The 12,524-nt window shown below is 69.4% G+C and carries 24 protein-coding genes; 6 read left to right on the top strand and 18 right to left on the bottom strand.

Features of this window, described 5'->3' with window-relative positions:
* Window positions 1-466: 466 nt before the first annotated feature.
* From AB0F17_RS34260 to AB0F17_RS34245, 4 genes are all read right to left on the bottom strand, one after another.
* On the bottom strand, window positions 467-790 hold the full coding sequence (locus tag AB0F17_RS34260; protein WP_358031417.1) for a hypothetical protein: 324 nt from the start codon (window positions 788-790) through the stop codon (window positions 467-469).
* A gap of 181 nt (window positions 791-971) precedes the next feature.
* On the bottom strand, window positions 972-1,241 hold the full coding sequence (locus AB0F17_RS34255) for a hypothetical protein (protein WP_358031416.1): 270 nt from the start codon (window positions 1,239-1,241) through the stop codon (window positions 972-974).
* A gap of 66 nt (window positions 1,242-1,307) precedes the next feature.
* A complete protein-coding gene (locus AB0F17_RS34250; RefSeq protein WP_358031414.1) occupies window positions 1,308-1,514 on the bottom strand; it encodes a hypothetical protein in 207 nt (68 codons plus the stop codon).
* Between the two features lie 67 nt (window positions 1,515-1,581).
* Window positions 1,582-1,962 (bottom strand): hypothetical protein, encoded by a 381-nt coding sequence (locus AB0F17_RS34245; RefSeq protein ID WP_358031412.1) that lies wholly within the window; start codon window positions 1,960-1,962, stop codon window positions 1,582-1,584.
* Between the two features lie 163 nt (window positions 1,963-2,125).
* Here AB0F17_RS34245 and AB0F17_RS34240 point away from each other — a divergent pair, with 163 nt between their 5' ends.
* Both AB0F17_RS34240 and AB0F17_RS34235 read left to right on the top strand, forming a co-directional pair.
* On the top strand, window positions 2,126-2,467 hold the full coding sequence (locus AB0F17_RS34240; RefSeq protein ID WP_358031411.1) for a PadR family transcriptional regulator: 342 nt from the start codon (window positions 2,126-2,128) through the stop codon (window positions 2,465-2,467).
* Window positions 2,464-3,357, top strand: coding sequence for a hypothetical protein (locus AB0F17_RS34235; RefSeq protein WP_358031410.1), 894 nt, complete (start codon window positions 2,464-2,466; stop codon window positions 3,355-3,357). The genes AB0F17_RS34240 and AB0F17_RS34235 overlap by 4 nt, the downstream gene beginning before the upstream one ends.
* A 61-nt stretch (window positions 3,358-3,418) precedes the next feature.
* Here AB0F17_RS34235 and AB0F17_RS34230 read toward each other — a convergent pair whose 3' ends face one another.
* Both AB0F17_RS34230 and AB0F17_RS34225 read right to left on the bottom strand, forming a co-directional pair.
* Window positions 3,419-4,198 carry a hypothetical protein gene (locus AB0F17_RS34230; protein WP_358031409.1) on the bottom strand — a complete coding sequence of 260 codons (780 nt, stop codon included), beginning with the start codon at window positions 4,196-4,198 and terminating at the stop codon, window positions 3,419-3,421.
* Window positions 4,199-4,316: 118 nt separating this feature from the next.
* Window positions 4,317-4,673, bottom strand: a complete 357-nt coding sequence (locus AB0F17_RS34225; RefSeq protein WP_358031407.1) for a hypothetical protein — start codon at window positions 4,671-4,673, stop codon at window positions 4,317-4,319.
* On the opposite strand from AB0F17_RS34225, the gene AB0F17_RS34220 reads away from it, so the two are divergent.
* Window positions 4,663-4,803: a hypothetical protein gene (locus AB0F17_RS34220; RefSeq protein WP_358031406.1), complete on the top strand. Its 141-nt coding sequence runs from the start codon at window positions 4,663-4,665 to the stop codon at window positions 4,801-4,803. The genes AB0F17_RS34225 and AB0F17_RS34220 overlap by 11 nt on opposite strands.
* Before the next feature lie 326 nt (window positions 4,804-5,129).
* On the opposite strand, the gene AB0F17_RS34215 is transcribed toward AB0F17_RS34220, so the two are convergent.
* The 12 genes from AB0F17_RS34215 to AB0F17_RS34160 all read right to left on the bottom strand — a co-directional run bounded on the left by AB0F17_RS34215 (window position 5,130) and on the right by AB0F17_RS34160 (window position 11,249).
* The gene (locus AB0F17_RS34215; protein WP_358031404.1) at window positions 5,130-5,504 is read right to left on the bottom strand and encodes a hypothetical protein; all 375 of its coding nucleotides are present in this window, start codon (window positions 5,502-5,504) and stop codon (window positions 5,130-5,132) included.
* 19 nt (window positions 5,505-5,523) lie between these two features.
* Complete coding sequence (locus AB0F17_RS34210; protein WP_358031403.1) at window positions 5,524-5,979, bottom strand: hypothetical protein; 456 nt, start codon at window positions 5,977-5,979, stop codon at window positions 5,524-5,526.
* A gap of 88 nt (window positions 5,980-6,067) precedes the next feature.
* A complete protein-coding gene (locus AB0F17_RS34205) occupies window positions 6,068-6,592 on the bottom strand; it encodes a hypothetical protein (protein ID WP_358031402.1) in 525 nt (174 codons plus the stop codon).
* A 79-nt stretch (window positions 6,593-6,671) separates the two neighbouring features.
* Window positions 6,672-7,055: a hypothetical protein gene (locus tag AB0F17_RS34200; RefSeq protein WP_358031400.1), complete on the bottom strand. Its 384-nt coding sequence runs from the start codon at window positions 7,053-7,055 to the stop codon at window positions 6,672-6,674.
* Window positions 7,056-7,139: 84 nt separating this feature from the next.
* Complete coding sequence (locus AB0F17_RS34195; RefSeq protein ID WP_358031399.1) at window positions 7,140-7,415, bottom strand: hypothetical protein; 276 nt, start codon at window positions 7,413-7,415, stop codon at window positions 7,140-7,142.
* Between the two features lie 199 nt (window positions 7,416-7,614).
* Window positions 7,615-8,343, bottom strand: a complete 729-nt coding sequence (locus AB0F17_RS34190) for a hypothetical protein (RefSeq protein WP_358031397.1) — start codon at window positions 8,341-8,343, stop codon at window positions 7,615-7,617.
* An 84-nt stretch (window positions 8,344-8,427) separates the two neighbouring features.
* A complete protein-coding gene (locus AB0F17_RS34185) occupies window positions 8,428-8,802 on the bottom strand; it encodes a hypothetical protein (RefSeq protein ID WP_358031396.1) in 375 nt (124 codons plus the stop codon).
* A gap of 112 nt (window positions 8,803-8,914) precedes the next feature.
* Window positions 8,915-9,613, bottom strand: coding sequence for a hypothetical protein (locus tag AB0F17_RS34180; protein WP_358031394.1), 699 nt, complete (start codon window positions 9,611-9,613; stop codon window positions 8,915-8,917).
* 46 nt (window positions 9,614-9,659) lie between these two features.
* Window positions 9,660-10,037 (bottom strand): hypothetical protein, encoded by a 378-nt coding sequence (locus AB0F17_RS34175; protein WP_358031393.1) that lies wholly within the window; start codon window positions 10,035-10,037, stop codon window positions 9,660-9,662.
* 84 nt (window positions 10,038-10,121) lie between these two features.
* The gene (locus AB0F17_RS34170; RefSeq protein WP_358031391.1) at window positions 10,122-10,412 is read right to left on the bottom strand and encodes a hypothetical protein; all 291 of its coding nucleotides are present in this window, start codon (window positions 10,410-10,412) and stop codon (window positions 10,122-10,124) included.
* Between the two features lie 142 nt (window positions 10,413-10,554).
* Window positions 10,555-10,713, bottom strand: coding sequence for a hypothetical protein (locus AB0F17_RS34165; protein WP_358031389.1), 159 nt, complete (start codon window positions 10,711-10,713; stop codon window positions 10,555-10,557).
* A gap of 89 nt (window positions 10,714-10,802) precedes the next feature.
* A complete protein-coding gene (locus tag AB0F17_RS34160; protein WP_358031387.1) occupies window positions 10,803-11,249 on the bottom strand; it encodes a hypothetical protein in 447 nt (148 codons plus the stop codon).
* Between the two features lie 165 nt (window positions 11,250-11,414).
* On the opposite strand from AB0F17_RS34160, the gene AB0F17_RS34155 reads away from it, so the two are divergent.
* The 3 genes from AB0F17_RS34155 (at window position 11,415) to AB0F17_RS34145 (ending at window position 12,358) form a co-directional block, all read left to right on the top strand.
* Window positions 11,415-11,708, top strand: a complete 294-nt coding sequence (locus AB0F17_RS34155) for a hypothetical protein (RefSeq protein WP_358031385.1) — start codon at window positions 11,415-11,417, stop codon at window positions 11,706-11,708.
* On the top strand, window positions 11,705-11,995 hold the full coding sequence (locus AB0F17_RS34150) for a hypothetical protein (protein WP_358031383.1): 291 nt from the start codon (window positions 11,705-11,707) through the stop codon (window positions 11,993-11,995). Before AB0F17_RS34155 ends, AB0F17_RS34150 begins: the two co-directional genes overlap by 4 nt.
* Before the next feature lie 120 nt (window positions 11,996-12,115).
* Window positions 12,116-12,358, top strand: a complete 243-nt coding sequence (locus tag AB0F17_RS34145) for a hypothetical protein (protein WP_358031382.1) — start codon at window positions 12,116-12,118, stop codon at window positions 12,356-12,358.
* Window positions 12,359-12,524: the final 166 nt, after the last annotated feature.

Raw genomic sequence — 12,524 nt, 5'->3', positions numbered from 1 at the left:
GATCTGGCGGGAGGATCGCACCCCTCCCGTTCGGACACATCAAACAGTACAGGAATGTTAATTGAAGAGGCAAATCCACACACGAGCAGGGGAAACGCCACACGCCCGCCCCGCCCGCGCCCCCACGCCGCTCATGCGTCCGCGTCCGCACCTGGCGAGTGCCGGGCGGTCGCCGCCCAGCTCGCCGCTCGGCATCTCTCCCCCTTCCCCCACGCGCGCTCGCGCGAAGGGAGCAGTCTCATCCCCTACAGAGGGCCCGCCGGGATAGGGGGTCCGACTTACGTCCACAGCCCGCCCGGCCAGGCCCGGCGTTGCGGCCGCACGCACCGGCCGGTACCGTCCACGCCCGTAGGGCACACAAGACTGGCCACTGAAGCGTCCCGGTCGAACAGGGCCTGCGCCGTTCCAGCGGCCAGCCCGAACGCGAAAGGCCTCCGGCGGATTTCCTGCCGCCGGCCTTTCGCTGTCACCAGGCCGGATCAGCCCGGCGCGACCAGCTCGCCCGCGGCCGGGGAACCGCCGGTACGAACGCGGCCCCGAGCGCGTGCACATGCGCTCTGATCGCCCGCTCGGCGCTGGCGCGCAGCTCGTTCGCGTCCTCGTGAACGTCCGGTTCGAGGATGACGGCGGGCAGCAGCGTCACCAGCAGCCACCGGCTCCTGCCGGGCGCTATCGCGAACAGCTTGACGCCGTTCACCCGGCCCTCCCAGATGTCGTACTTGCCGGGCGTCCACACGATGCGCTCGACGTCCTCAGACTCCGGCGCCGCACCTTCGGCGGTCATGGTCATGAACGGTTCGCTCCTTGTCAGATCGTGGTCATTCGTGAGGGCCGGAGATTCGGCCTGGCTTCGGGGAAGCATTGCTGGCTCCGTTTGGTGGGCCAAGACTCACTCCCGATCAAGTCCGCCAAAACCAGCACAGGTGGGGCCAGAAGACTCTCCCGGCCGGGTCCAACTCTCGTTCCTGAAATCACTCCGGCCAGAACAGGCGGTGGCACATGCAGTCGCACCGGTAGGTGTCGAACGGCGGAGTGAACCCGCTGCAGGTGTCATGGCTGCCGGACCGGCAGCCGTACCCGCGCTCCTCCCGATGCCGGAGCTCGCACACGAGCTCATGGCAGAGGTGGCACAGGAGTCGTCGACAGCCGTGACCGCACTCCACCGCGCCGGCGTCCAGCCCGAGGCGGCTGATGTCCGGCTCGGCCTGTTCGCCCGGCACGCGGGCAGAACGGACAGGCACCAAGGTTCCCTTCGAACGAACGAAGCCCGGCGGGCACCGCCACGAGCACGGCGCCCGCCGGGCGGGTTACATGACGGTCGCGGGCAGTCCCTGCACCTCGTCCGGCGGCGGGTTCTGCTCGACGTAGACGGCAACGACGGCGCCCGGGTAGCGGTCGGACAGCTCCGCCTCGCGCGCCCAGGCGTACACGGTCGCAAGGGAGTGGAAGGCGTTCGGGTCGTACCACTCCAGCAGGACGCGGACGCGCTGCCCAGTAGGTGGCGGGTGGGTCACTGGTCTTCCTCCCAGGTCGGCCCGTGCGAGTCCCACGCTGCGCATGGGGCAGCTCGCGGGCGGGAAGTCAGCACGAGAGACCGACGTTCCACAGCGGACCGGCCGGGGCGTCGAGGATGCCGCCGAGCCGGTTGAACGGGTTGCCGGCGTGGCCGAGTTGCCAGTCGCCGAGGGCGACGAAGCGGCGCACCACCGGCCAGACGTCGCCGAGACGGCGCGGGCCGCCGGTGTTGTGCAGAGGCCGCGGACCGGCCAGCCGGTAGCCGCGCTCGCCGGCGTCCCAGAGGGCGAAGTTCAGGTGCACGCGGCCGTTGTCCTCGTTCCACACCAGTTCGTACTGGTCGGCGGTGTCGCCGTGTGTCCCCGGATCAGTCCAGGTGAACAGCGCGTCGCCGCTGGTTTGCTCGAACTCCACATCGACGGTGGGGATGGCTGCGGCAACTTGCATGCGTTCCTCCTGTGGATGGGCCGACACGAGAACATCCCTCGTGTCACGAGAAAATCATATAGGACAGTTAATAGCGTGCCAAAGGGGGCGGGCTGCGGCTACGCCAGGGCGCCCGAAATAGCCGCGAAGATCGTAAACGCGCACGTCGCCCCAGCATGTGGTCGTGATGCCAACGGACGGGGCCGGCCTGGCCCCCAGGACTGCACAGGTCTTCCGTCTCTTCTACGAAGATCCCAACCGGGCCCGCTACGGCTACGACCTCATGAAGGTCACCGGCATGAAGAGCGGCACCATGTACCCGATCCTCGCTTTCCTCGAAAGCCAGGGCTGGATCGACGGACACCTCGAAGACATCGACCCGGTCAAAGCTGGCCGGCCACGCCGCCGCGGCTTCGTCCTCACGCCCGAGGGCTACCTTCAGGCACGCGACCGATTCCAGGTGCGCACCGACGCCTGCCCGCCGCAGGCCCCCTCCACCCGGCCCAGCCACGGCGGCCGCGCGTGATCAACGAGCTTCTCCTGACCGGCTTCGTTTACCTGCTCGGCGCCGTCACGTTCGCCGTCGTCGCCGTCTTCACCGTCGTGTGCACCACCTGCAGCGACCTCATCAAGCAGGAGGCGGCCACCCGCCTCGAACGCCTTCCCCTGTGGCTGCTGCACCGCATGGCCCGCGACCTCCCCGACTACACCCGCCAGCGAATCCTCGACGAGCAGTTGATCCCGGACCTGCTGTACGAGCTGCGCAGCACCGAGGGGCTGCCCCTCACCCGGCTCGTCCGCGGCACCATGTTCGCCGTCCATCTGTCGGGCGGGCCCGCCGTCGCCGTCGGCAAGATGCTCAAGCGTTCGCCGGCACCTGCGCTGGCCACCACCAACAACGAACCCGCGCCGGCCTCGGCCGACCTCACGCCCAGCCCCGTGCTTCCCGGCAGGACGTACCCTGGTCAGCAGTCCGTCTACATGAGTCACCACACGCCGGACGCCAGGTGCGGATGCCTGCCGTGCAAGGTGGGGTCCACCCTCATCTCTGCGCTTCTCGGAAAGTACGACGCCCGAGCGCGATGCCCGCTGTGCCTCGTAGATGCCACACCGCCGCTGGACACGGATGGCAGGCCAGCCCCTGTCGTCATTGCTGTGCAGGTAGCCACGCACAAGAGGCACAACGCGACCTTGAGCGTGACTCGCCGCCGGTCGGAGCGCGAACTGCTGCGCCGGAGCGGCGTGGGCGCTGTTGCTGGACTTCCGCAAGCTTGGTACCACGGGCCAAAGCTTTGCACGATGGCCGAGGTCACCCCCGAATGGGACGACATGACCCCTGAGGAGTGGAAACTCCTCGCGCGGGAGCACGTCTTCGTCGCCTACGCGACCTGCCCCGTCTGCCGCCGCCCGGCCTGATCAGATCAAACGCGCGATGGGCCGCCGACCATTGCCGTCGACGGCCCATCGCGCTGCCTGCCTACGCGCCGCGGGGAAGCCAGCCGGTCGGCCACGGGTGATCGCCGATCCCCATGATGGCCATGACCTTTCGTGCGAACAGCTCGGCCCCGCGAGCGCGTGCCGTATCCCTCGCCGCACGCGCGGGCCCGCCACTTGAGCGCTGGGCCATGGTGGCGCGCAAGTGCACGTCGTTCGCGTGCCCGTTCGTCTCCTGCAGCGCCGCTTCGAACACGTCCTTGCTGGCCCGGGCCGCGTCCAGAACCCGGTGCGCGTGCATGGCGGTGTACTGCCGGACGGCGATCTTCGCCCAGCCGCGGACTACGCGATCGGCCATCGCCACGCCGCGGGCCGACGTCACCAGGGCGACCATGTCCGCATCGGCGGCGTCGCCGTCGTCGAGGAACGCGTTCATCGCGGCGGCCAGCTCCACTTCGATGCGCGCGGACCGCTCCATGCCGCCGAGCCGGATCGTCACGCCGGACAGACGCACCAGCAGATCGCGCAGCGCCTCCATGGCGGCGTCGCGGTCCGCGTCGTCCAGCACGGACGCCGCGGCGTCCAACGAGCGGATGGCCTCCCTCAGCTGTTCCGCAGTCATGCCGTCGGCGTCGGCGTCGGCGCGCTGGTGAATGGCGGCGATCGCCTCCGCCACCCGCGGGCGTTCGGCGTCGACTTCCCTTCTCATGTACGACCACGCCTCGGGCGTGTCCAGGTTGAACCGGCGCGGCTTGCGCGCCCCGACGGGCAGCGCTCGGCGGGTCAGCGGGCCCGGCGGGCGGCGAGATCGGCCAGTGGGCATGTCGGTGATCCTTCCTCGAGGAGATCGGGGGAGAGAGGAACGGGGTCGGCGGTGCCGCAAGCGGCGGCGGGCGAGGCCGCCCCCGCTTGCGGACGGGGGGCGGCCGACGCGGGGGAGGTCAGGCGACGTTGTAGAAGCGGTGCGGAGCAATACGCGTCGGCGGCTTCGGATACCGCCACGGGCAGGACAGGTCCTCCATCGCGAAGATCTGCCACACCGCGACCTCTGCCTTCGCCCACCGCCGCATCGCGAAGCGGTCGCGATCCTCCAGCGCCTCGCCGACGACGCGAATGACAACGCGGGCGGCGGCGGCCTCGCAGGGCTCCCCCTCGTCCGCGACCGTTTCGGCGGCGACGATCAGGTCGCACAACTGCCGCGTCGGCACCAGATGCGCACGCGACGGCTGGACGGTCGTGGCGGCCAGGCGCTGCCGCGCCACGGGCAGGTCGACCATGTGGGCGTAGATGTCGTACACAGCGAACTCCAAGAACGTCGGGTCACACGATGTCGGGGGCTACTGGGCGGCGGCGCGGGCGCGCCGCTCCGCCCAACGGGCGGCCGCCCACGAGCGGATCTGGTCGAGGCTGCGCGGCTCCCACGTGTGATAGCCGCGCTCGGGCGACCACCTGGAGAAATGGGGCCAGTCGCCGCGCCGCACGCCGTGCTTCTGAGCGCCGCACCAGCGGCATCCGCCAGGCGGCGGAAACGGCGTGATAGCGGCCGGAAGGCGGCTGTCGATCATGGAGGCTCCTTGGGAGGCATCGCAAGAGAATCCCTCTTGCTCACAAGAAAACAGTACAGGAAAGTTAATTAATGATGCAAGGAGAAGAGGGGCGAACGCTCATACAACCCGGCCGTCCGGGCGGTGACGGCAAAGCAGAGGGGGTGCTGCAGGTGGGACTCCCGCCTGCAGCACCCCCTCTCGCCTGCGTCAGTTCTGCCCGGGGATGTGCCGCTGCTCCCAGTCGTCATCCCTTACGACCGCCTCATCGATCGCTCGCAGTACGGCGCTTGCGCGCTCCGACGGGCGTGGCCTCCATGTCCTCACCTGTTGCGCCTTCACCCGCGGCGCGCGCCGTACCGGAAATGGCGCCGGCATGGGCGCGGCCCGGGCGCGGAGGCGCTCGTTGGCCGCGTTCAGCGCCATCACGCCGGCGTCGGCCGGTTTGGGCAGGTCGGCGAACAGATGGGCGTTGCCCACCCGCCTCACATACCCCTGCGAGACCAGCTCGCCGAGCGCGGCCACCAGCGCCTCCTCCTTCACGGAGACAAGGTCGGCCAGCAGCTGGATCCACTCCTTGTTCATCAACGGGCTCCAATCAAAGTCAATCACCCAGCCGCGTGCACATGCTCCACGTTGGCGATGCCTGCTCCGGCGTGATCCCCAGCGCGTGCAAGGCGGCCTGCAGCAGCTCGTCCCACTGCCCGTCTTGCGGCGCCCGCGCCATCCACGCCGCATCGAGGGCGATCGGGTCGAGGTCCCATTCGTGCCGGAGCACGTACGTGGCCACGAACGCGGACAACCCGGCTGGTGCGCCGTACGTGCCGAACTCGACGCCGTACCGGCGGCGCACGAACGCTTTCGAGTCCGGAACCGGCGCGGCCTGGTCGGCGAGCTCGGCAAGGCGGGCCTCGGCCTGGCAGGCGAATGAGTTGTCGTCGACGTCGTCCTCCGGCACGATCTCGACGCCGTCGCGCAGCCAGCGCGGCGCGGGAGCGGTGAAGCGCCAGCGGTGAGGGTCGCCCAGGTGGATGCCGTAATACATGACGGATCGGGCCATCGTTGCGTTCATACCTTCGTTCGTGGCTTTGCGAGGGGCGGCCCGCCCCGCACGTTGGTGGTAGCGGGCCATGGGCGGGCGTGGACGGTCAGCCCGGCATGTAGGCGTGCAGGACCCACGACGGCAGCGCCTGCGTCGGCGTGATCTGGAGGGCGTCGAGGACAACGCGCAGCTTGTCGTCCCACCGTTCGGTTTCCGGCCGCATGACCATCCCCTTTGCGCTTACCAGCCAGGGCTTGTGGTCGCCGGTTATCTCGACCACGTGGGTTGCGAGGTAGTACGTGCGGTCGGAGTAGTAGTCGTAGTAGGTGAGGCTGACGCCGTAGTGCTCGCGCAGGACGGCGTCAGGGTCGGTGTTCGCGTACTCGGGTGGGGCCAGGGCGACGAGGCGCGCCTTCGCCTGGGTGATGAAGTCAGCCGCGTCTCCGTCGTCGTCGTCACCGTCGTCGTCTTCGGGGATGTCCGGGCGTTCGCGCTCATCGGCGGACTCGTCGCCGGTGCGCATCCATGGCAAGACGAGGTCGCCGTACTCGCCGGCCTCCTCGAGCGCCCATGCGATGCCGTCACTGAGGTTGAAGCCGTAGTAGAGGATGGCGTGCGGATGGTGGGACACAGCGCGGGGGAGCCTTTCGGGTCGTTCTCGGAGGGGTGATGTGCCGGGGCGGGTGCGTCGCTGCCTGCCCCCGGGCCGGTCAGGTGACCAGCCGGTCGGTGAACCGCAGGAAGTCACGCCGCGCCTGGTCGCGCACGCGCGAGAGCCCGTCGGCCAGGCCGGACGCGACGTTGTCGTGGCCGGCCAGGACGTTGCGCAGCTGCTTCGCGCGAACTTCGCGCATGGCCGCCACCAGGTCGCCGTCCCGCCCCTTGCTCATCTCGGCGACGTCCGCCCAGATCATGTGCCTGGCCTGCGCGACCAGCGCGTTCTTGAGAAGCACGTAGTCGAGTAGCACGCCGTCGTCGAGCGCTTCGGCCATCTGCCCGCGCGTGATGCGGAAGTGCTTGCCCGCACGTTCGATCTCGCGAGCGGCGGCGGCGGCGGCCGCAGCCGGGGTTATAGGGGAAATCTGCTCGGTCATGGGGGTGCCTCCGGGAGGGCTCGAAACGGGGGAGCGGTGCGAGACGGCGGGTGCGTCGCCGCCTCGCACCGCTCAGGGGGAGGGCTAGTTGAAGGCGGCCTTCAGGGCGTCCGCGACGATCCGCGCGATCTCCTCGCCCTCCTTCAGAAGGGCCTCGTCCGTCTGAAGGGCGATGCCGCGCAGCAGCGGCGCGATCATGTGCGGGCTGACGCGCAGGTAGGAGTCGAGCGCGGTGTCCGCCAGAAGCTTGCGCTGCGTCTCCAGCGGCAGTGGGGCGAGCGCCTGAATGGCGTCGGTCATCAGCGCCCTGCCCGTGCCCGCGCCCCATTCCGTCACGGAGCCGTACGCGGTGCTGCTCATGATGCGTTCCCTTCAACGTCTTCCCGGTCTGACAAGTAAAAAGGTGCAGGATGGTTATTTGGATCGCAAGTGCGGGGTCCAGGGGCAGGTGGGCGCTCACCGCGCCCGGCTCGTTGAAGCTGGACGTATGACGGGCCTGCCTTCACCTGTGGCTCCTCCGCGTGCGCCCGAACTCGCGACCCAAGTCATCAGCCGGCCGCTACAGGTCGGTCCACCGCATCGGCAGCGCCTCCAGCTCCAGCGCCGCCATCACCGCCTGGCAGAACGCCAGCGCACCCTTCGCTCGCGCGGCCTCCCGCGCGATGACGCCGCGCTGCTGCCCGTCGGCGTACACCAGGTGAACCAGCGCCTTGGCCGCTGGCCGCAGCTGCGCCCGGGCCGCCGCGGCGATGTCGGCGCCGTGCTCGACGTGCGCGGTCGCGACACGGGCCGCCCACGCTCCGGCGAGCTGCCGGGGCAGCAACTGCTCCAGCTCCCGCATGAGGTCCTCGGCCATGGCGAAGCCCTGCTTGAGAATGGCCCTCATGTGCCGGTCGGCGCCCTCGCCGTCGTCCAGCAGCGCGTTCAGGCGCTCGGCCAGCCGCTGCTCTCGCGCGGCGGCTTCCTGTAAGGCGGCGAGCGTCTCCGGGATGTCCGTACGGTCGGCGACCATCGCGCGATAGGCCGCCACGACCGTCTCCCGGTCAGGGACATCCGCGGGATGGCCCTCGTGGGCGAGCATGGCCGCCAGCGTCGCCGTCTCATACAGCGCCGCGGTGGCGTCTGCCTGGGCGTGAACGGAGGCAAGGCCGGCCAGCAGCGTCTCCTCGTGCTCGGCGAGCGTACGCGCGGCCTTGGACCAGCGGGGGGCGTCGTCCAGAGGGAAGCGCCAGTCCGTCGGAGCCGACGGGGTGCACTGCTGGTCAGTGAACAGGAGCGGGACGGCCATGATGATGTCCTTTCGAGAACGGAGGAATGAAGCGGGCGGAGTGTCCGCCGGTGTTGCGGGCCATCTCGGGGAGCGACGCGGCGGTCATGACCCGCTGGTCCCGCGGCCGCCGAAGCCGCCGCGCTGGATGAGGGTGCCGGACTTGGTGATGACGCGAACGCTGGTCGGGGGCCGGTTGATGGTGCCGCCGCGGGCATAGCCGCCGGTCGCGCTGCCGCCGTAGTAGTAGTGGTAGGCGCCGTGGGAGCCGCAGTAGTTGTCCTGGACGACCTGGTAGGAGCCGTCGGCCGCAGGGCTGGCCGCGACGCAGACCGCGGTGACCTCTTCGACGTGGTCGCAGTCCGTCGAGTAGCCGTAGGCGATGAGTGCGGCGACGGACATCAAGCCGAGGGTCACCACGAGGGAGTCGGTTCTCTTGCGGCGGCGTTCCAGTTGCCTGCGCTGCTCGAGGTAGCTCACGGGTTCCCTTCCAGGTGGGGTTGCGATAGCCGGATGGCTGTGCGGCTCCCGCAACCGGGGGTGGATTCAGGTGCAGCCGGCCGGGCTGCTCGGCAGTTCGAGCGGGCGGGCGTCAGGCGACGTGTTCTATGTGCGCCCAGATCACGTCGTCCTTCGACTCAGGCTCGAATACGCGCTCGGCGCCGTGGTAGGTGACCTTGTATGCACCGGCCGGCACGTTTACGACGGTGTCGGACCAGTCGAGCGTGGACGGGTCGCCGCCGCGCGAACGCCAGTCGTCGAAGTCCGCCATGCAAAACGCCCACAACTCCGTGCAGATGTTTGCCAGGTCGGCGCTGTCCGGGAACCGCGGGTGGTCGTCTTCGGTGTAGGCCGGGGTGGCGATGACGTACGTGCCGTCGCCGGTCGGGTACAGGCCCAGGTGACAGTTGAGAGCGGGTCCGTACGCGCAGCCGAGTTCCGCCATCGCCTTGACCGCCTGGCTCTTGCCGAGGGCGGTGTTCAGGCTGGCCATGCCGGTGTCGTCATACTTGTACACGCCGCGAAGGTCATCGGCGATGAGGAGCTTGCCGGACGGGACCTGCAGCGTGATCGTCATGGTGACCCCATCGGGGAAGGGGCACGGGTCCTGCACGTGGACGGCGTCCGCGGCGATCCGGTACTCGGGTCGGCGGGCGCAGACGGCGCAGGAAAAGTAGGTGCTGATGACGAAAGGGGTGATGTCCCCGTCGACGAACACCTCGATCTCGTCTTTGCCGGATGGTAGGAGCAGATGGCCGTTGGCCTTCAGGGGCAGCGTCTCGATGCTCATGCGGTGTCCTTCGGAAAGCGGGGGCGGGTTGCCCAGGTGCGGGCGTTCAGCGGGCGAGAGAGCGCCAACCGGCGAGGCATCCGGCGATGGCGCCGGCGAACTTCTCGTATCGGCCCGGCTTCTCGGTCAGCGTGATCTTGCAGATGGGCGAGGTCAGGCAGAAGCGCAGCTCGGAGGTGTAACCGGGGCGTCCCAGCCGGAAGAACGCCACGGCCCTCCAGTTCGGGGAGGGCATCTGCACGGTGACGTAGACACCGCCAGTCTCGCGTTCGACGGACAGGCCGACCTCTTCGAGCGCGGCGGCGATCGCGGTCTGTGCCTCCTGGCAGATGTCGGCGATCGCGGCGGGCACGGCGAGCACGACGCCGGGCGGCGGCGGGCTGGGCACGTAGAAGGCGGGCTTGGCAGGCGAGGCTGACGTCACAGCGAGGTCCTTCGAGCGAGGGCGGCGAACGGTTGCGGTGCTGGGGAAGAGGTGGCGGCACGGACGCCGTGCCGCCACCGTCAGTTACGGGCGGGCGATCTCGACCAGGTGGCGCAGCGTCTCGGGGCTGCTGTAGCGGCGTACACCGGTGTTGCCTTCAAGTTCCGCGCCCGACACGGCGTCGACGAGAAGGTCGATCGTTTCCCGGAAAGTCGGCGTCCATGTGGGCGTCGTCAGCGCCTTCTGCAGCCGCTCGGCGTGGGCGAGTCGGTCGGGGATGGTGGATTGGAGACAGCGCGTCGCAGCCTCTTCGAGGAGCGCGATGCCGTGGCTGGTGGCGGCGGTGTGGCCCTGGAAGGTGAGAGGCGCGTACATGGCGGGGGCTCCTGACGAACGGCAAGCGGGGAACTCTTCGATACATAGAAAATAGTACAGGATGATTAATAAAAGGTGAGTTTGCGGTGGGCGGAGCGGCGTTCGTGCGGCTGCCCCGCCCAGGCTGTTGCGCGTCGGTGCGTCACAGGCCCATATCGGCGTCGCTGTGGACGTTGCCGAAGCCGTCCACGGCCCCGCCGACGTCCCGCATATTCATGTCGTGGGCGTACTCGTCGAAGGCGTCGCCGAACTCGTCGTCGAAGTCGTCGTCGTGAGGGTGCTGGCCGCCGATGAAGGGCATGGTTACCGCTCCTGAGGGGTGCCGATAAATGGGGGATGGGTCGGGCGCGAACCGCCGCTCCCTGACTACAAGAAAATCATACAGGATGGTTAATAAGAAGGCGAGTCGCAGTCCGGCGTGACGCCGCCCCCGGCGCGAGCGGCCAGGGCCAGCAACGTCTCGTCGGCCAGCGCCAACACCTCCATGACGACGAACCGGCCCAGATGATCCACGCCGGGCCCGCCGACCGGCCGAAGCCGGACGGCCAGCCCGGCCGCCTCCAGCCGCGCGGCCGCCGCCACGGCGAGCCGCTCGTCCCGGAACTGCCCAGTGCGGGCCGCCACCCAGCTCGTCACCGCCGTGTTCGCGCTGCCGTGCGCTTCGTAGATCACGTAGGCGGGCCCGGCGTGCGGCGCCGACGCGCCGGGCTGCCACGCGTGCTCACCGGCGGCGAGCTGGAGCCCGTACACGGCGACCACGCTGCGGCGTTCCCGGACCGTCCCCGCGGCGCAGGGGTGGGCGCGCAGACGCTCCCTGATGTGCTGCTCTGTCAGCATGGGCTTCCTCCTGGTCGTCATGGCGCTACCAGCTGCCGATGCGCGGCAGCGGGCATGAAATCGTCACGTATCGTTACCGATCGGATAGACGATGAAATAACTATCATGTACTATTTAAAGAAGCGCAAGGGGAAGCTTGTGCAGCCCCTGAAAGGACGAGGTCCCATGCATGCCGCCCCAGCTCCGAGCGCGCCGGCAGTTGCCAGCCGCCTGCTGGCGGCCACCGCGAAACTCCCGACAGCCTTCATGCCCTACCGCGACCCCGCCTGCCCGACATGCGGTACCGCCGACCCTGGCCTGCTCGACGGCGGAACCTTCATCGAGGACCCCCCGTACACGTCCTGCTGCGGCGACAACCCGGTCGCCTTCACCTGCCGTACCTACGGCGTGCACGTCTACGTCGCGCCCGACGGCTCCGAGCCCGAGCAGTGCCCGCACTGCGACACGATGTGCCCATGACCTCCAGCGACGCCATGCCGGCGGCGCCCGCGACCGTGACACTCGATGCCACCGCCCTGCAGCCCGGCCACCTGCTCGATCTCGACAACGTCTACGTGCAGGTGCTCGACGTGCAGCGCAGGCGAGGCAAGCCCATCAGCGCCCAATGGGTGGTGCTCACCGGCAGAAACGAACCCGCCGGGCCGCCCTGCATCGGCCGCCTCGCCATCGGCTACAACCTCACCCTGCAGGCGATCCGCCGCGCAGACTGGCGCGCCTTCACCGGCCAGCGCGGCCCACTCATCTGAGCGAAACCCTCGGCCCACCGAGATCGACATAAAAATAACTATCCTGTACTATGAAAAGTGTAAGCAAGGGGGAGCGATCCCCTTGCAAACCCCGCATCGCCTCACTCCAGGAGCACGCGCTTGACCACCAACGTCCACGAAATGACCCGCCAGGACATGGCCGCCGTCAACGAACTCGTCCGCGACCTGGCCGTTGAAGCGCTCAACGACCACCACGGCACCTCACAGGCCGGACTGCACCTGCACACCGCCCGACCCCACGACAACCCCGAGATCCTCACCGCCGTGATCGTCCACCCCGACGGCCGCAAGTCCACCGCCATGTTCACCGTGGAGTTCGTCGACTGGGACGCCGCGCTGTAAGCCCCGCCGCGGGGGGGGGGGGGGGCGCCCCCCCCCCCCCCCCCCCCCGCAACCCCCCCCCCCCCCCCCCCCCCCCCCCCCCCCCCCCCCCCCCCCCCCCCCCCCCCCCCACCCCCCCCCCCCCCCCCCCCCCCCCCCCCCCCCCCCACCACCCACGAAGAGAAAA

This window comes from Nonomuraea sp. NPDC026600 (assembly GCF_040638335.1).
Lineage (GTDB): Bacteria > Actinomycetota > Actinomycetes > Streptosporangiales > Streptosporangiaceae > Nonomuraea.
Note: the sequence above shows the minus strand (reverse complement) of the source record. Positions and strands in the feature narration are given on the sequence as shown.